At 74.2% G+C, this 16737-nt stretch carries 13 protein-coding genes; 4 read left to right on the forward strand and 9 right to left on the reverse strand.

All coding sequences use genetic code 11. The features are described from left to right. Positions 1 to 54: 54 nt before the first annotated feature. The gene (locus KUM40_RS05385) at positions 55 to 1440 is read right to left on the reverse strand and encodes a VWA domain-containing protein (protein ID WP_217163354.1); all 1386 of its coding nucleotides are present in this window, start codon (positions 1438 to 1440) and stop codon (positions 55 to 57) included. A gap of 264 nt (positions 1441 to 1704) precedes the next feature. On the opposite strand from KUM40_RS05385, the gene KUM40_RS05390 reads away from it, so the two are divergent. Next, positions 1705 to 3795 carry a PhoX family phosphatase gene (locus tag KUM40_RS05390; protein ID WP_217163356.1) on the forward strand — a complete coding sequence of 697 codons (2091 nt, stop codon included), beginning with the start codon at positions 1705 to 1707 and terminating at the stop codon, positions 3793 to 3795. Positions 3796 to 3856: 61 nt separating this feature from the next. Here KUM40_RS05390 and KUM40_RS05395 read toward each other — a convergent pair whose 3' ends face one another. The 3 genes from KUM40_RS05395 to KUM40_RS05405 all read right to left on the reverse strand — a co-directional run bounded on the left by KUM40_RS05395 (position 3857) and on the right by KUM40_RS05405 (position 6690). Further along, positions 3857 to 4873, reverse strand: a complete 1017-nt coding sequence (locus KUM40_RS05395) for an endonuclease/exonuclease/phosphatase family protein (protein ID WP_217163358.1) — start codon at positions 4871 to 4873, stop codon at positions 3857 to 3859. 254 nt (positions 4874 to 5127) lie between these two features. Continuing rightward, the gene (locus KUM40_RS05400; protein ID WP_217163360.1) at positions 5128 to 6105 is read right to left on the reverse strand and encodes a hypothetical protein; all 978 of its coding nucleotides are present in this window, start codon (positions 6103 to 6105) and stop codon (positions 5128 to 5130) included. A 96-nt stretch (positions 6106 to 6201) separates the two neighbouring features. After that, a complete protein-coding gene (locus KUM40_RS05405) occupies positions 6202 to 6690 on the reverse strand; it encodes a hypothetical protein (protein ID WP_217163362.1) in 489 nt (162 codons plus the stop codon). Positions 6691 to 6757: 67 nt separating this feature from the next. Here KUM40_RS05405 and KUM40_RS05410 point away from each other — a divergent pair, with 67 nt between their 5' ends. Together KUM40_RS05410 and KUM40_RS05415 are read left to right on the forward strand one after the other, a co-directional pair. Next, a complete protein-coding gene (locus KUM40_RS05410; RefSeq protein ID WP_217163364.1) occupies positions 6758 to 8005 on the forward strand; it encodes a PP2C family protein-serine/threonine phosphatase in 1248 nt (415 codons plus the stop codon). Positions 8006 to 8087: 82 nt separating this feature from the next. Next, positions 8088 to 9191 carry a hypothetical protein gene (locus KUM40_RS05415; protein ID WP_217163365.1) on the forward strand — a complete coding sequence of 368 codons (1104 nt, stop codon included), beginning with the start codon at positions 8088 to 8090 and terminating at the stop codon, positions 9189 to 9191. A gap of 210 nt (positions 9192 to 9401) precedes the next feature. Here KUM40_RS05415 and KUM40_RS05420 read toward each other — a convergent pair whose 3' ends face one another. Further along, positions 9402 to 9590, reverse strand: coding sequence for a hypothetical protein (locus KUM40_RS05420; RefSeq protein WP_217163367.1), 189 nt, complete (start codon positions 9588 to 9590; stop codon positions 9402 to 9404). A gap of 113 nt (positions 9591 to 9703) precedes the next feature. Between KUM40_RS05420 and KUM40_RS05425 the strand changes: the two genes are divergently transcribed. Next, the gene (locus KUM40_RS05425) at positions 9704 to 11053 is read left to right on the forward strand and encodes a helix-turn-helix domain-containing protein (protein ID WP_217163369.1); all 1350 of its coding nucleotides are present in this window, start codon (positions 9704 to 9706) and stop codon (positions 11051 to 11053) included. A 257-nt stretch (positions 11054 to 11310) separates the two neighbouring features. Here KUM40_RS05425 and KUM40_RS05430 read toward each other — a convergent pair whose 3' ends face one another. The 4 genes from KUM40_RS05430 to thrS form a co-directional block, all read right to left on the reverse strand. Beyond that, a complete protein-coding gene (locus KUM40_RS05430) occupies positions 11311 to 12126 on the reverse strand; it encodes a hypothetical protein (RefSeq protein ID WP_217163371.1) in 816 nt (271 codons plus the stop codon). A 188-nt stretch (positions 12127 to 12314) separates the two neighbouring features. Further along, positions 12315 to 13991: a glycoside hydrolase family 13 protein gene (locus KUM40_RS05435; protein ID WP_217163374.1), complete on the reverse strand. Its 1677-nt coding sequence runs from the start codon at positions 13989 to 13991 to the stop codon at positions 12315 to 12317. A 160-nt stretch (positions 13992 to 14151) separates the two neighbouring features. Next, complete coding sequence (locus KUM40_RS05440; RefSeq protein WP_217163376.1) at positions 14152 to 15144, reverse strand: nucleoside hydrolase; 993 nt, start codon at positions 15142 to 15144, stop codon at positions 14152 to 14154. A gap of 144 nt (positions 15145 to 15288) precedes the next feature. Further along, a complete protein-coding gene (gene thrS, locus KUM40_RS05445) occupies positions 15289 to 16560 on the reverse strand; it encodes a threonine--tRNA ligase (protein WP_217163378.1) in 1272 nt (423 codons plus the stop codon). Positions 16561 to 16737 lie beyond the last annotated feature (177 nt).

Below are 16737 nucleotides of genomic sequence, written 5' to 3' on the forward strand. Positions count from 1 at the left end.
GCACCCCCCGAGGGGTCGTGCGTGCGGCTGCTGTGCCTGTCCCGCTACCCGTGGCTACGGGCGCCAGGTGGACAGTACGCCCTCGTACAGCTCCTTGTCGGTCAGCTCCTTGGGGGTCTCGCCGGCCAGGAAGTGGGAGGCGTTGCCCGTCTTGAGCTTGCGGAGGTAGTCGAAGGCCTTGTTCTCCGGGTCGCCGAAGGCGACGAAGGAGAAGTGGACGTTCGGGTGGCTCGCCGCGGCGTCCGTGAGGGACTGGGTGGCGGGGGTCTTGGCGTCGGGGGCGCCGTCGGTCTGGAAGACCACCAGGGCGGGGGTGCCGGGGGCTTCCTCCTCGGTGTGGTGGGCGAGGACGGCCGCTACGGCGGAGTGGTAGCTGGTGCGGCCCATGCGGCCGAGCGCTGCGTGCAGCTCGTCGATCTTGTTCTCGTGGTCGGTGAGGGTGAGGTCGCCGGTGCCGTCCACTTCGGTGGAGAAGAACGTCACGTGGACCGTGGCCTCGGGGTCCAGGTGCGCCGCGAGAGCGAGGGTCTGCTCGGCGAGGGCCTGGGCGGAGCCGTCCTTGTAGTACGGGCGCATGGAGGCGGAGCGGTCGAGGACGAGGTGGACCTTGGCGCGGGCGCCGGTGAGGTCGTGCTTCTTCAGGGCGGTGGCGGCGGCCTTGTAGGCGGTGGTGAGGCCGGGGGCGCGGGAGCGGAGCGTTGTGGGGGGTGTCGCCGGCTTTGACGCCTCGGCTTCGCCTTCGGCGTCCGTGTTCCCACCCGCACCGCCCGTGCTGCTTTCGTTGTCGGGTGCGGGTGGCCCCTGTGGGGCCTTGGCGCCGTCGGCGGCTGCGGCAGCGGGCGCGGGGTCGGCTGCGGCTGCGGCTGCGGGGTCGGCTGCGGCTGTGGGTTCGGCTGCGGGTTCGGGGGTGGGAGTCGGTTCCGGCTTTGCCTGCTCCGGTTCCGCCTCCGGTTCCGGCTTTGCCTTTGCCTCCGGCTTCGCTTCCGGTTCCGGCTTTGGCCCTGCCTCCTGTGCCGGTTCCGGCTTCGGTTCGGGCTCTTGCTTCGGCTTCGGGTGGGTCTCCGCTGCCGGTTCTGGCTCTGCCTCCGGTTTCGGCTTGGCCTCCTGTGCCGGCTCCGGGGCTGTGGCCTGTGGTTCCGAGGTCGGGTCCGGGGACTCCGTCGGCTTCGGGACCGTGATGTTGGCGAAGGCGGCCTTGACGAGATCGTGCTCGTTGGGGGCGGCTTCGGTGGGGGTCTCCGAGCGGGGCTCGGGGACCTGTGTGGCCTCCGGCTGCTCCGGGGCCTCGGTCGGCTCCGGGGATGCGGTGGGCTGGGACGGGAGCTTCGGCTCCGGCGCGGTGACCGGCGGTGCCGTGTCCTGCGTCGCACCCTCCGCCTGGGCGGTCCGTTCTTTGCGTGACCGGCCGAACGCGTTCCGCAGGAGAGTGAGAATGCCCATGTGCGCAACCCTTCGGGTGAGTTGATGCCGTCAATCCCTGGCCAGGACGGACACGTAAGGTTAGCGGTCCCGGCTTGTGATCTTGTGCAGGGTCTGCCATGCGTACGCGGACGCGTCAAGGCCGGATCGAGACGCTGCCGCAATTCCCTCACGGCTTCCGCGGGTTCACCCTCCGTTCACCGCGGCGCCCGGCTGCCGCACGTATGTGCACCTACGGTCGCGCTGACACCAGGGCATTCAGGGATTCTCAAGGGGAGAAACACAGTGCGCAAGCTGCTGCCGTTGATCGGAACGCCGTCCGGTTCGCATCCTGGCGGCCGGTCCGCGATGACCTGCCGTTTCCGGTGTGGTGACGCCTGCTTCCACGAGGTGCCCAACACCAGCTCCAACGAGTACGTCGGTGACGTCATCGCCGGTGCGCTCAGTCGCCGTTCCATGATGCGTGCCGCCGCCGTCGTCACCGTCGCCGCGGCGGGTGCCGGGGCCGTGGGCGTCGCGGGGGCGCCGCCGGCACAGGCCGCGCCGGCGACCGGGAAGGGGCACGGGAAGGGGCACGGGAAAGCGTCCACGACGCGGGGGGCGCGGGGGCTGCGGTTCACGCCCGTCGCGCCCAACACCGACGACGCCGTGACCGTTCCGGAGGGGTACCGGCAGGACGTCGTCATCCGTTGGGGTGAACCCATTCTGCGTGGGGCGCCCGCCTTCGATGCCGAGAAGCAGACCGCCGAGGCGCAGGCCGGGCAGTTCGGGTACAACAACGACTTCCTCGCGCTGCTGCCGCTGCGGGGCGAGCACGGCCGGCAGGTCCTCGTCGCCAACCACGAGTACACCGACGAGGTACTCATGTTCCGCGACTACGACCCCGAGAACCCGACCCGCGACCAGGTCGAGATCGCCTGGGCCGCGCACGGGCTGTCCGTCGTCACCGTGGAGGAGGAGAGGAGGAGCGGGCGGCTGACGCCCGTCTCGCGGCATCGGCTCAACCGGCGGGTCACCGCCACCACCGAGTTCCGGCTGACCGGGCCCGCCGCCGGGTCCGACCTGGTGAAGACCTCCGTCGACCGGACCGGCCGCAAGGTCCTCGGCACCCTCAACAACTGCTCCGGCGGCACCACCCCCTGGGGCACGACGCTGCACGGCGAGGAGAACTTCAACCAGTACTTCGCCAACGCCTCCAGCGACACCGACAAGCGCTACGGCATCGGCACCGGCGCCACCGAGCGCCAGTGGGAGCGGTTCGACAAGCGCTTCGACGTCGCCCGGGAGCCCAACGAGGTGCACCGCTTCGGGTACGTCGTCGAACTCGACCCGTACGACCCGGACTCCACGCCCCGCAAGCACACCGCGCTCGGCCGTTTCAAGCACGAGGCCGCGACCGTGCGGCTGACCCACGACGGGCGTCCGGTCGTCTACACCGGCGACGACGAGCGGTTCGACTACTTCTACAAGTTCGTCGGCAGCAAGCGGATGCGGCACGGCAACAGCCGCTGGGCGCGCGAGCACAACCTCTCACTGCTCGACGAGGGCACGCTGTACGTGGCCGGGCTCAGCGGCGACTCCCCGGAGATCGAGATCGACGGGACGGGCACGCTTCCGCGCGACGGCGAGTTCGACGGCAGCGGCCACTGGATCCCGCTGGTCACCGCCACCGAGGACGGTGCCGTCTCGCACGTCGAGGGCATGAGCGCCGAGGAGGTCTGCGTCTTCACGCGGCTCGCCGGTGACAAGGTCGGCGCGACCAAGATGGACCGGCCCGAGGACATCGAGCCGTCGCCGACCAGCGGCAAGGTGTACGTCGCCCTCACCAACAACTCCAACCGCGGCGTCGGCTCGAACGCCAGGCCGGACGAGGCCAACCCCCGTAACGCCAACAAGCACGGCCACGTCCTGGAGCTGACCGAGCGCCGCAACCGGGCCGACGCCACCACCTTCGCCTGGTCGCTGTTCCTCGTCGCCGGCGACCCGGAGGACCCGGCGACCTACTTCGCGGGCTTCCCCAAGGACCGGGTCAGCCCGATCTCCTGCCCCGACAACGTCGCCTTCGACGACCACGGCAACCTGTGGATCTCCACCGACGGCAACGCGCTCGGCACCCACGACGGCCTCTTCGGCGTCGCGACCAGAGGTGACAGGCGCGGTGAGCTGAAGCAGTTCCTGACCGTGCCGACCGGTGCGGAGACCTGCGGTCCGCTCATCCAGGACCGGCGGGTGCTGGTCGCCGTGCAGCACCCGGGCGAGGTCGACGGGGCCTCCGTGGAGGAGCCGGCCAGCACCTGGCCCGACGGGCCGGGGAAGATCGTGCGCCCGGCGGTCGTGGCGGTGTGGCGCGCGGACGGCTGCGACATCGGCGTCTGAGTCGGCCAACCACCCAGTAGTAGGGAGTAGCGGGGAGTAGCGGAGAGTAGTGGGAAAGGGGTCAGGCTTCCGGCGCGTGCAGGGTCAGGTCGACGACCAGCGCGCGGTGGTCGGTGTCGGCCAGGTCCAGGAACCGGGCGCGGTGCGCTGCGAAGTCCTCGGACACCAGCACGTGGTCGATCTGCACGCCGAACGCCGGGGCGGTCCTGGCCGGCCAGCTCACCGTCCGGTCGGCCCCGGTCAGCCGGGCCGCGTCGCGCAGTCCCGTGTCGAGGATGCGGCGGAAGGCGGCGTGGTCCTGGGAGGCGTTGAAGTCGCCGGCGAGGACGGTGGGGGTCCCGCGGTCCTCGGCGGCGGCGTCGCGCAGGGCGTCCAGCTCCTCGCGCCACAGGTCCACCTGGTCCGGCAGCGGTGGCATCGGGTGGGCGAGCTGGAGCCGTACGGCGTGGCCGCGCACGTCGGCGACGGCGCCGGGCATGCCCATGGTGCCCCGGACGCCGGGGGTCGCCTCGAGCGGGAAGGCGCTCAGGATGACGGAGCCCTCGGAGCCGCCGCCCTCGACGGCCTGCCGGTGGGGGTAGTCGGCGGCGAGGTCGCGCCGCAGGGTCGCGGCGCACGTGTATTCGCACTCCTGTACGAAAATGATGTCCGGCTTCTCGCGCCGCACGGCAGAGACCAGCGCGCCGGTGCCCTGCCCGAACTCGACGTTCGAGGTCAGCACCCGCAGCTCGGCCACGGGCGGCCCGGTGGGCTCCCCGCTCTTGCCGTACGGCTCGATGAACCACGCCAGCAGCCCGAGCAGTGCGACGCCCCACACCGCGCCGGTCCACCACCGGGCGAGCACCGTCAGCAGCAGTCCGGCGCCGGTCGGCACCAGCAGCCAGGGCAGGAAGGCGAGCAACTGCGGTACGGGGGTGATGCCGTCGCTGTCGGCGACGCGGCAGCCGACGACCACGCTCACGCCGGTGAACAGCAGGCCCGTACACCAGGCCGCGAGGCGCCGTCCGGTGCGACGGGCCGCCGGCCGGTCGTGGGCGTCGGTCCACCCGCCGGTCGCCGTGTCGGTCTCGGTGCCCAAGTCCCGGCCCTCCGCTCGCGGGTGCGATGCCCGAATCCTCCCTCAAAGACGGCAGCCGGGGGTGGGAAGTTGCGCGCGGGCCGGTTGAACTCCGCCGGCTCCCCCCGCCGGGACCCACAGCTCCAGGATCGTCTCGCCGCCGGCCCTGCGTACCGGGTAGCGCTACAGGAAACCGGCGTCGACCTGGAAACGGGTCAGGGACGTTCATGGACGGTGACGCCATCCGTCCGGGCGCGGGGCCTCGCCAAGTGATTTCAGAGGCGGGTTCGCGTCGGCCGGGTCGGCGCCGGGTCGGGGGCGGCTCGCGCGGGTGCCCGGCGGCGGTGCAGCCGATGCCCGTAGCGGCCCGTGAGCCAGGAGGTCAGGGCGACCGTGAGACCGAGGGCGACCAGCAGCCAGGAGGCGGTGCGCAGGGTTTCGGTGAGGGCGTCGTAGACGGCGCCCGCGGCCGGGCCGTCCACCGCGCCGGGGAGTTCGGCGAGGGTGAGGCGGCGGCCCACCACGACGGCGAGGGCGAGCAGGGCCCCGCCGAGGGCGGTGCCGATCCCGGCGGCCGTGACGGCACGGCGGCGGCAGGCGGCGACGGCGATGCCGGTGACCGCGAAGACCACGGCCGCGAGCGGGAGCCAGAAGGCGGCGACGTCGAGCACGCGGTAGCCCTTCCTGAGCCGGTCCGCCTCGTGGGCCGGGAGCACGGTGACCGCGGTGTGGCGGACCGGGATGCGCCGGGCGAAGGGCACGTGGTCCTCGGCGAGCCGGTCCCGCACGCGTTCGGTGACGGGGGCCAGGTCGACGGTGACTGCGCGTCCGGCGGCGCCGTCGTCGCGCAGGGCGCGCAGTACGGCGGCGTGGACGGTGCGGTTGGCCGTGTCCCAGCCTTCGTGGAAGGCCTCGGTCCGGGTGAACGAGCGGGCCGCGTCCTGCACGAAGAGCCGCACGGTGCTGTTCACGGGGCCGGACGCGACCTCGTCGGCGAGTCCGGCGAGTCCGGCGAGTCCGGCGAGTCCGGCGGGTCCGGCGGGTCCGGCGGGTCCGGTGAATCCGGTGCCCAGTGTGTCGGCGACCGCCTCCCGTACGTCCGGATCGTCGGCGAGCGGCGCCATGGCCGCGACGTACCGTCCGGTGTCGGCCAGCCCGTACGCCGCCCAGCCCGCCAGCGTGCCGCACGGTGCGAGCAGGCAGGCGAGGGCGATGAGGACGGCCGACAGCGTCCTCCGGAGGCGTGGGAACACCCTCCCAGGCAAACCCCCGCACGCACGCCGGGCGACCGGAGTGACTGCATATGGCCCCCGAATGCGGCTCCGAATACGGCCCCGATGACGAGCCCGTCAGGTGGTGCGGGCCGCCCGGGCCTCCTCCGCGTCCTGGTGGGTGTAGTAGCGGTAGACCAGCGAGGCCGTCACCGCCGCCGCGAGCGCCAGGGACACGAGGACGCACGTGAACATGGCCACGCCGCTGCCCGCGTACAGGAACCCCAGCGCGCTGCCCGCGAACGCGCCCCACAGCACCGCGTGGCCCTCGCGTGGCAGCCGTTCCGCCACCGCACGGACCACGACGTAGAGCACGGCGAACACGAGTGCGGTCAGGAAGCCGAACAGCAGGTTCCCGCCGGTGATGGGGCCGCCGCGGCGGTGGATGGCAGCGGCCCAGTAGCCGTAAACCAGCCCGATCGTGACGGGCATCGCCCACTTCGCCAGCAGGTGGGTCCGCTGGCCGAAGACGTCGGGCATCGGACGGCCGCGCGGGCCCGTCCCGGTGGATGGGCCGCGCGTGCCCGTCCCGGTCGATGTTCCGCGTGCCGGTGCCGCGTGAGCCATGAGAGCACTCCTCTCGCCTCGCCCCGTCTACCAGGGCACACCTGGGCACGCCGGGTGGCAAGTCAGGATGCGGGCCGGTCGGGGGCGTGCTTCGCTGGGCTCCGTGAGGGGTCGTGTGCGCAGGCCGGTGCGCGGCCGGTGGCGGCTGCTCGGCCGGCTCGTCCACGCCGCCGGTCGGGGCGACGCCGTGTCCCGGCACGAGCTGCTCAGTGTCCGTGGCCACGGCGCCGCCTGGCTGGTCCCGCTGGTCCTGCTCGTCGCCATCGTCGTGGGCGACATCACGACCGGCGCGTTCGAGATCATCTCGTGGACCGTGCTGGTGCCCGGCGTCGCAGCCGCGATCTGCGGAGTGCGCGGAACGGCCGTGTTCGCCGCGCTCGCGATCATCGTCTACGTCATGGCCGACACCGTCTGGCAGCACCGCGACGAGACCGGTTCGGCGGGCCTGATCCTCGTCGTCCTCGGCGGAACCGTCGCCGTGGTGGCCGCCGGGGTCCGGGTCGGCGGCGAGCGGCGCATGCTGCACATGCGGGACATCGCCGACACCACCCGCCGCACCGTGCTGCGCCCGCTCCCGGTGGGCCTCGGCGGCCTCGACCACGCCGCCGTCTATCTCTCCGCGGACGTCGACGCCCGCGTCGGCGGCGACTTCTACGACATCCAGCCCAGCCCGCACGGCACGCGCGTCCTCGTCGGCGACGTGCAGGGCAAGGGGCTCGGCGCGGTGGACACGGCCGCCGCACTGCTCGGCACCTTCCGCGAGGCCGCCTACCACGAACCGGACCTCGCGACGGTCGCCGAGCGCCTGGAGATCCGCATGCTCCGCCACCGCGCGCACAGCGCGGGCCTCGGCCGGCCCGAGGGCGACCGGTTCGCCACCGCCGTGCTGATCGGCTTCTCCCCCGGGCTGCCCGACGCCGTGGACGCCGTCGTCTTCGGCCACGAGCCCCCGATGGCGGTCGGCCCCGGCGGCGTACGGTCCCTGCCGGTCGTGGGCGGGCTGCCGCTGGGCATGGCCGAACTCGACTCCGGCCGGCCGGGTACGGTGCCGCCGGTGCACCGGCTGCGCCTCGCCGCGGACGAGACGCTGCTGCTGGTCACCGACGGGGTGACGGAGGCGCGCGACCCGGGCGGGGCCTTCTACCGGCCCGCCGACGACATCGCCCGCGCCGTCGCCGCCGACGCGCGCAGCGCCCTGCCCACGCGGCTGGTGACCCTCGTACGGGACGGCACGCTGCGGCACTGCCGGGGGCGGGTGGCCGACGACACCACGGTCTTCGCGGTACGGCGCCGGGAGGAGCCGGCCGACGGCTGAGTGCGCTGAGTGCCCCGCTTTGCAGCCGCAGCGGTTACGGTGCTGCCGTACGTGATCGACAGGGGGAGGGGTGGGAGGGCACATGCCCGGAACCGTGCTGCTGCTCGCGGCGTCGCCCGTGGGCCGGGGGTGCCTGGTGGACGCCGCCTCCGTGCTCCCCGTCCTCGCGGCCGTGGCGCCCGCCGTACTCTCCGGCACCGACACGGCGAACGTCGTCGAACTCGCCGACCCGCTGGAGCCGCAGGCCGTCCTCACCCGGCTGCGGGCCGCCGCGGCGGCACCCGGACCGCTGACCGTCTACGTTGCCGGGCAGCTCCAGTTGGACCGGCGCCAGCGCCTGCCGCACCTTGCCCTGGCCCGCACGACCTCGGCGACCGTCCGCTACACGGCGCTGCCCTGGCACTGGATCCGTGAGGAGCTGCGGCTGCGGCCGAGTGGCGCGACGACGCTGCTGCTCGATCTGCACGCCGACCACGAGACCTGGCAGTGGCTGCGGACCAACCCGCTGGACTCCGGGCGCAACAACGCCGTTTACGGTCGCATCGCGCCGCCGCCCTCGCGGCGGACGGTGGCCACCCCGTCGTACATGCGGGGCGTCGCGACGATCCTGCGCAGTGGGCACCGGCCGCCGCCGGACCAGCTCCACCAGCAGGCCCTGGCCCGCGTGGCGGCCGACGGCTCGGGTGGGGGCACGGGTGGTGGCGCCGGGCGTGGCGCGGTGGCCGGTGCGGACCTGGTGCTGACGGTGCCGGGGCCACCGGCGGGCGATCCGCACGCCGTCATCGCCGCAGCCGTGCAGGCCGGACGGCACGCGGACGCCGACGCGCTCGCCGCCCGGCACGAGGGGGCCGCCGCTCACGCGTACGGGCCCGCCTCCGAGGACGCGCTGCACTGGACCGAGGTCCGGGCCGACCTGGCGATGTTCGCGGGGGACCCGGTGCGCAGTTGCCGGGCCTGGCTGACGGTGGCCGGGGCCCGGCTCGGCGCCGGGCAGCCGCCGCAGGCGCCCGCCGTGGAGGCGGCCGTCGACCGCGCCCACCACCAGTGGGGGCAGATCCGCGACGCCGGGCGGGCCCGCGAACTGGGCGCCGCGCTCGCCGCGTTGCGCGGCCGCGTGCCGGGCCGCCGCGAGGGCGCGCTGGACCACGTGCAGCGCGAACTGAGCCGCCTGCAGACACAGGGCTGAGGCCGGGTGCGGTGGACCGGCCGGTGGTGTGCGTTGCGGGTCGGATCGGGTCGGGTCGGGCCGGGGCGGTGGCGGTTGTGGTCGGCGTGGACCGACGCGGACCGGCGTGGCGGTGACGGACGTGTCCGTCTACGGCGGGCTCGCGGTGTGCGCCGTGTGCGCCGTGTGCGCCGTGCGCGCGGGGCGATGACAGGCGGCCGCTCGTCGTTCCTAGCGGTCGGCGGCGGTCAGGTCGTCCATGACCGGGGCGGTGTCGTGCGCCGGTGCCGGTGCCGGGGTGGAGGAGCCTGCCGTGTCCGTGGGGCCCGCGTTCGCGGCCAGCAGCAGGCAGGCCACGGCCGCGACCGCGGCGGCGAGGGCCCTGGCGTAACGTTCGGCGATGCGGGTGGGTCCGAGCACGGCGTCCTCTGCGGGATCAGGGAATTGTGTCAAGCACTGTTAAGCGCGCTTAATACGCGGTTTAACCTAGAGCCGTCCGAGCTGGACGGCAAGAGCCTCATGGGGAGTTGGCAGTGGGGGACCGTGACGACCGAGACGCCATCGGGCGCCGGGTGCAGCGACTGCGGGCCGAGCGCGGGATGACCCAGCGCCAGCTCGCGGAACCGGCGTACACACCCGCCTACATCTCCACCCTGGAGGCAGGCCGGGTCCGCCCCTCCGACGAGGCGCTGCGGCATCTCGCCGAGCGGCTCGGCGTGGGCTACGAGGAGCTGGCCACCGGGCGCCCGGCCCGCCTCGCCACCGACCTGCGGCTCAGGCTCACCGAGGCGCAGCGCGCCCTCGCCACCGAGGGTGCCGAACAGGCGGCCGGGCAGTACGCCGAACTGCTCGCCGAGGCCGAGGCGTACGGGCTGGCCGAGGAGCGGGCCGCCGCGCTGCTCGGGCTCGGGGAGTGCGCCGTGGAGACCGGTGAACTGGTCGCCGGCCGACGGTACTTCGAGCGGGCCGAGGAGTGCCTCGCCGAGGCCGGTGCCCCACTGCCCGCCCGGGTCCCCGCCGTGCGCGGACGCGCCCTCGCCCACTACCTCGCCGGTGAACTCCGGTACGCCGTCTACCTACTGGAGTCCACCCTCGACGAGCTGAACCGCGGTGGCCTGCACGACCCCGACGCGCTGCTGATGCTCTACGCCAGCGCCATCGGCCCGTACATGGACATGGGCGCCCACGCGCGCGCCGCCCAGGCCGCCGAACTCGCCCTCTCCCTCGCGCCCAGCGCCGGCGACCCCGCGCTGGTGGCCCGCATGCACCGCTCCGTCGCCCGCACGCTGCTCGCCGAGGGGCGCCTCGCCGAGGCCGACGCGTCGCTCGCCAAGGCGGCCGAGCTGTACCGCACGCTGCAACTCCGTACCGAGCTGGCCAACTGCCACTGGATGCGCGGCTACGTCTGCGCCCAGAACGGCGAACTCCCGCGCGCCGAGGCGGAGATGCGGGAAGCCCTCGACATGCTGTCGGTCACCCGCGCGGCGCTCTACAGCAGCCAGGTCGCCGTCGAGCTGGCCGACGTGCTGCACCGGCGCGGCAAGTCCGAGGAGGCCGCCGAACTGCTGCACGGGGTGCTGGACGACCTGTCCTCCGAACGGGGCGCCGTGCACTCCGCGGGCGCCCACCGGCTGCTCGGCATCATCGCCGAGGACGCCCGGGACACCGAGGCCGCCGAGGAGCACTACGTCCGCGCGCTGAGCCTGCTGGAGCGGGCCGGCGCGGCCGGTGACCTGGCCGACCTGTGCCGGCTCCTCGGCGATCTGCTGCGCCGCACCGGCCGGGTGGAGGCGGCCCTGGACGCGTACCGCACCGGCCTCGGGCACCGCACCGCGCCCGGCACGACCACCCTGGGACCGGCCCCCGCACAGCCGCCGCTGTAGCCCCGTGGCCTGTAGCCCACGGCCCGCCGGCCACGGCCCGCCGGCCACGGCCCGCCGGCCCGGTTTTCCCGGGGTGGGCAGGGGTAGTCGGCTTTCCGGATCCGTGAGGCAAGGGGGCGGTGATGCGCGTGCCGTCCGACGACGAACCCGGTGGCCGCTGGACGGCTCACCTGCGTCCGACGCCATCACCGCGCAGGTGCGCGGCGCGCTGCCGGGCGAGGCGGCCGGAAGCCTCGGGCTTCAGCCCGGGGAGCACGTCAGACCTGGGTGCGTCCCTGCCGCCGTACCTCCGTCAGGCGCCGTGTCCCCACCTCGACGGCCGTCCGGGTGGCGTCGTCGGACGCTTCGCCGAGGGTGCCGTTGGTGAGGCTGATCGCGTCGTCGCCGACGCGGACGGCGACGAGGTCCACGGTGAGGACCGCGTCCCCGGTGTCCCCGGTGTCCCCGGAGTCCCCGGAGCCCGCCGTCGTGCCGGTCACCGTCACCCGCAGGCCTTTGCGGGCGTCCCCCGTCTCCGGCAGCGTCACGCCGGTCACCCGGACGTCGCGGGTCGCGCCGCGGGCGGCCCGGGCCTCGAAGTGCCCGCAGGTGTCCGGCAGCGTGCCGAGCCAGGCCAGCGTCGCGTCGATGTCGGCGGCGCGGTACGAGGTGACCCGGTAGTGCAACTGGGCCCCGCCGTCCGCGTCGTCCAGGGCGGCGGTGGCCCGGGGGGCGGTGGCGGCGCCGAAGAGGTCCTCCGTGTAGAGGACGTCCAGCAGCCGACGGCAGTCGGACCCGTCGGCGGTGGCCTTGAGTACCTCGTCCCGCCAGGTCGCCGCACCCCGCGTCGGCTCCCACGCCTCCCCCAGGTCCGCCGCCGTGATCAGGGCCGCCCGGGCCTGTCCCCGGGTGAGCACCGGCGGCAGGGCGGGTGACGGCAGCGCGGCCGGGGACTGGGCAGTCGGCGGCGCGGTGGCGGTCGGCCGGTCGGCCTCGCCGCCCGTGCCGTCGGAGGCGCAGGCGGCCACCGTCAGCGCCAGCGCCGCCGAGAGCGCCGCGGCGAGCAGGGGGCGGGCGACGGGGGCGTGCTGCATCGGTGCCTCCTGGAGGGCCGGTGCGACCGGCGCCGTTCCGGATCGGTCACCCCTCCACGGCACCACCGTCCCCGCCCCGCCACCAGCGTGCGGGGCCGTCCGGGTGAGCGGCCACGGGCGGGCCACGGGTGGCAACGGGCGGGCCACTGGCGGGCCGGGACCGGCTACAGCCCCGGCTACAGCACCGGCTACAGCCCCAGCCACGCCGTCGTGTCCGGGCCGAGCCGGCCGTCCTCCAGCGGTGCGCTGGACAGCAGGACCTCCCCGGCCGGCAGGTCCACCGTGGCGCCGGAGAGATTGGTGACGCAGCGCCAGCGGTCCGAGCGGTCGAACCGCAGTACCCCGGCAGGGGCCTCGTCCGCCCAGGTCAGGGACTCGCCGTCGAGCAGTTTGCGGCGCAGCCGCAGGGCCGTGCGGTACAGCTCCAGGGTCGAGCCCGCCACCCCGTCCTGGGCCTGGACGGCGTACGCCGCGAAGTCCGGCGGCTGCGGCAGCCACGCCGCGCCCGCGCCGAAGCCGTACGACGGCCCGTCCGTGGTCCACGGCAGCGGTACCCGGCAGCCGTCGCGGCCCTTGCGGACGTGTCCGGTCTGCTCCCAGATCGGGTCCTGGAGGACCTCGGTCGGCAGGTCGGCCACCTCGGGCAGGCCCAGTTCCTCACCCTGGTAGACGTACGCCGAGCCGGGCAGCGCCAGCATCAGCAGGGTCGCCGCGCGGGCCCGGCGCAGGCCTGCCTCCCGGTCGACGGCCGGTGCGTGGCCGCCGGACAGCAGCCAGGCGTCGGTGTCGGTGTCTGGCGGCAGGACCAGGCGGGTGGCGTGGCGGACGACGTCGTGGTTGGACAGCACCCAGGTCGCCGAGGCACCGGCGGCGTGGGCGTCGGCCAGCGAGCCGGTGATGACCTCGCGCAGCTCGGACGCGTCCCAGCCGGCCTGGAGATACTCGAAGTTGAAGGCCTGGCCCAGTTCGTCCGGGCGGGCGTACAGCGCGCGCCGGGCGCCCGGGACCCAGGCCTCGGCCACCGCCGTGCGGGGCGGGGTGTAGGTGTCGAAGATCTTGCGCCAGTCGCGGTAGACCTCGTGCACCTCGTCGCGGTCGTAGAACGGGTGGGTGCCCGGCGCGAAGTCCGCGAGGGCCGCCTCGCCGCTCAGTTCGGGGGCGCCGAGGTCGCGCAGGGGCTCGGCCAGGTCCTTGACCAGCGCGTGCGCCACGTCGACGCGGAAGCCGTCGACGCCCCGGTCCGACCAGAACCGCAGCGTGGTGCGGAAGTCGGTGCGGACCTGCTCGTTCTCCCAGTTCAGGTCGGGCTGTTCGGGGGTGAACAGGTGCAGGTACCACTGTCCGTCGGGCACCCGCTTCCAGGCGCTGCCGCCGAAGACGGACTGCCAGTCGGTGGGTGGCAGTTCCCCGTGTTCGCCCCGGCCGTCCCGGAAGACGTAGCGGTCGCGGGCCGGGGAGCCGGGGCCGGCGTTGAGGGCCTCGCGGAACCACACGTGGCGGTGCGAGGTGTGGTTGGGGACCAGGTCGGCGATGACCTTGAGGCCCAGCCGGTGGGCCTCGGCGGCCATCGTGTCGAAGTCGTCCAGGGTGCCCAGGCGGGGGTCGACGTCGCGGTAGTCGTCGACGTCGTAGCCGCCGTCGGCGAGTTCGGAGGGGTAGAAGGGGCTGAGCCACAGGGCGTCGACTCCGAGAGCGGCCAGATGGGTCAGGCGCTGGGTGACGCCGCGGAGGTCTCCGAGTCCGTCGCCGTCGGCGTCGGCGAAGCTGCGGGGGTAGACCTGGTAGATGACGGCCTGCCGCCACCAGTTGGGGTCTTTGGAGGACAGGTCGGGTGCGCTGCTGGTGCTGGTGCTGCGTACGGTCACGCGGTCTCGTCTCCTTCGCGATGCGTGCGGGCGACACGAGCGGAACTGTTGGGTCGGATCTGTTGGATCGGATCTCTTGGTTCGGTCTCTTGGGTCGGATCTGTTAGATCTGTCCAGATCACCCGAAAAGCGAACCCGTGCGCCCGCGACGCGCCGGGGGCTACGCCTCCGTGCGCTCGACCGTTCCCAGGTACAGCTTCACGTACCGGGCCACGTCCACGTCCAATGCCACGTCCACCAGGGGCTGTTCGCGCATGCCCTCGTGCAGTTCGGACTCGCCGACGCGGCGGCGGCGGTCGACGAGGGTCTGGCCGCGGGCCGGTCCGGGCGCCAGGGACACCTCGACGGGCAGCCGGTGCGTGGTCAGGCCCTCCGGGTCGATCACCGCGCAGACCGCGCCCGCGTCGCCGAGGCCGCCGCCGGGGTCCGACGCGTCGGTGGCCGGGCCGCGGTGGGCGAGCAGCTCGCCGGCGAGCCGGGTGCCGGGCTCGGCGCTCGCGCGCAGCCGCCGTACGTCCGGGCCGGGCACGATCACCCGCTCGAACACGTCCAGCCCGTACATCGTGATCGGCACCCCGGCGGTGAGCAGGATCGCGGCGGCCTCCGGGTCGTGCCAGACGTTGAACTCGGCGACCGGCGTGGCGTTCCCGGTGGCCACGGCGCCGCCCATGAACACGATCCGCTCGATGTTGCCGGTGACCTCGGGGTGGGTGCGCAGCAGCAGCGCGATGTTGGTCAGCGGCGCGGTGGGGATCAGGGTGACCGGGCGCGGGGAGGCGAGGATCTCCCGGCGCAGCAGCGTCACCGCGTCCACGTCGTCGTCGGCGGCGGTGGCGGTGCGGGTGGGGGCGGGCAGGCCGAGGTCGCCCATGCCGTCGTGCCCGTGCACGTGCCGGGCGGTGCGCACGGCCTCGATCAGCGGGCGCTCGGCGCCCCGGGCGACGGGGACGTCCGGGGCGCCGGCCCGCTCCAGCACGGTCAGCGTGTTCCGTACGACCCCCTCCACGTCCGTGTTCCCGGCCACGCAGGTGACCGCGCGCAGGTCGAGACGCGGGTGGCGGACCGCCAGCAGCAGGGCCAGGGCGTCGTCGACGCCGGTGTCGCAGTCGATGATCACCGGGATGGTCTGCTGCTGGTCGGAGGGGGTCGTCACGGCGGGGTCTCCTTGTGCTTCGCGGGGGCGCCGGTGCCGGTGACCCTACGCGCGCTCAGGCGGATTCCCACGGCTCGGGGCCGTGTTGCCGGACCGGGGTCGGTGATCCGCCGGGGTGGGCGGGTGTCGTGACCGTACGCGCGCTCAGGCGGATGGCCACAGCTCCGGGCCGCGTGCCCGGACCCGGTCGGCGATGCGGTGCAGCAGCTCGGTGCCGGGCACCTGGCCCGGGCGGTGGCCGTCTCGCAGGCGTACGTCGACCAGGTCGCCGCCCGCTGCCTCCCGGGCGCCGATCACCACCTGGTACGGCACCTTCCGCGCCGCCCGGACCCGGGCGCCGAGGCTGCCCCGCTCGGGGCCGGCGACCTCGGCGCGCAGCCCCTGGTCACCGGCGCGCCGCACGAGGTCGTACGCCCGGTCCTGCTGCGCCTCGGCGACCGGCAGCACCACCAACTGCACCGGTGCCAGCCACGCCGGGAACGCGCCGCCATGGGCCTCGATCAGATGGGCGACCGCCCGTTCGACGCTGCCGATGACGCTGCGGTGCACCATGACCGGGCGGTGCCGGGAGCCGTCGGGGCCGATGTAGCGCAGGCCGAAGCGTTCGGGCTGGTGGAAGTCGATCTGGACGGTCGACAGGGTGGACTCGCGCCCGGCCGCGTCCTCGATCTGCACGTCGATCTTGGGCCCGTAGAAGGCGGCCTCGCCCTCCACCGCCTCGTACGGCACTCCGTCCAGGGCCTCCTCCAGCAGCGCGGTGGCCCGCCGCCACAGCTCCGGGTCGGCGACGTACTTGCCGCCGGGACCCGGCAGGGACAGGCGGTACCGAGCGGCCCGGATGCCGAGGTCGGCGTGGGCGCGGCGGATGAGTCCGAGGGCGGCGCGGGCCTCGTCGGCGGCCTGGTCCGGGGTGCAGAAGATGTGGGCGTCGTTGAGGTGGATGGCCCGTACGCGGGTCAGCCCGCCGAGCACGCCGGAGGGCTCGGAGCGGTACATGGCGCCCAGCTCGGCGATCCGCAGGGGCAGTTCGCGGTAGCTGTGGGAGCGGGAGCGGTACACGAGGGCGTGGTGCGGGCACAGGCTCGGGCGCAGCACGACCTCCTCGGCGCCCAGCTCCATCGGCGGGAACATGTCGTCGCGGTAGTGCTCCCAGTGCCCGGAGATCTCGTACAGCTCGCGTTTGCCGAGTACGGGCGAGTAGACGTGCCGGTAGCCGGCCCGGCGCTCCGCCTCGCGGACGTACTCCTCCAGGGTGTGGCGGACGATCGCACCGTCGGGCAGCCAGTACGGCAGGCCCGCGCCCATCAGGGGGTCGGTGTCGAACAGTCCCAGTTCGCGGCCGAGCCGCCGGTGGTCGTGGCCGCTGTCGTGGTCGCGGCCGCTGCCATGGTCGTGGTCGTGGTCGTGGTCGTGCACGGTGGTCTCCTCGGGAACGGGTCCCACAGGACGAGCACCGCGCGACGAAGCCCCGGGGCGCTCGCCCCGGGGCTTCGGACTTCTGGTCAGCAGTCAGCGCGCCGGGACGTTCCCCGGCGTCGTCATCAAGAACGGGCAGGCGCGCTTCATGGCGGCGACGGTACCGGGGGCCGGACG

Origin of the sequence: Streptomyces sp. AC512_CC834 (assembly GCF_019049325.1) — a bacterium.
In the GTDB taxonomy this organism is placed as follows: Bacteria; Actinomycetota; Actinomycetes; order Streptomycetales; family Streptomycetaceae; genus Streptomyces.

Bases quoted from the DNA above. Each gene is read 5' to 3' on its own strand.
- KUM40_RS05385 (WP_217163354.1), bottom strand. From the start codon at position 1,440: ATGGGCATTCTCACTCTCCTGCGGAACGCGTTCGGCCGGTCACGCAAA.
- KUM40_RS05405 (WP_217163362.1), bottom strand. From the start codon at position 6,690: ATGGCTCACGCGGCACCGGCACGCGGAACATCGACCGGGACGGGCACG.
- KUM40_RS05410 (WP_217163364.1), top strand. From the start codon at position 6,758: ATGCGGGCCGGTCGGGGGCGTGCTTCGCTGGGCTCCGTGAGGGGTCGT.
- KUM40_RS05415 (WP_217163365.1), top strand. From the start codon at position 8,088: ATGCCCGGAACCGTGCTGCTGCTCGCGGCGTCGCCCGTGGGCCGGGGG.
- KUM40_RS05430 (WP_217163371.1), bottom strand. From the start codon at position 12,126: ATGCAGCACGCCCCCGTCGCCCGCCCCCTGCTCGCCGCGGCGCTCTCG.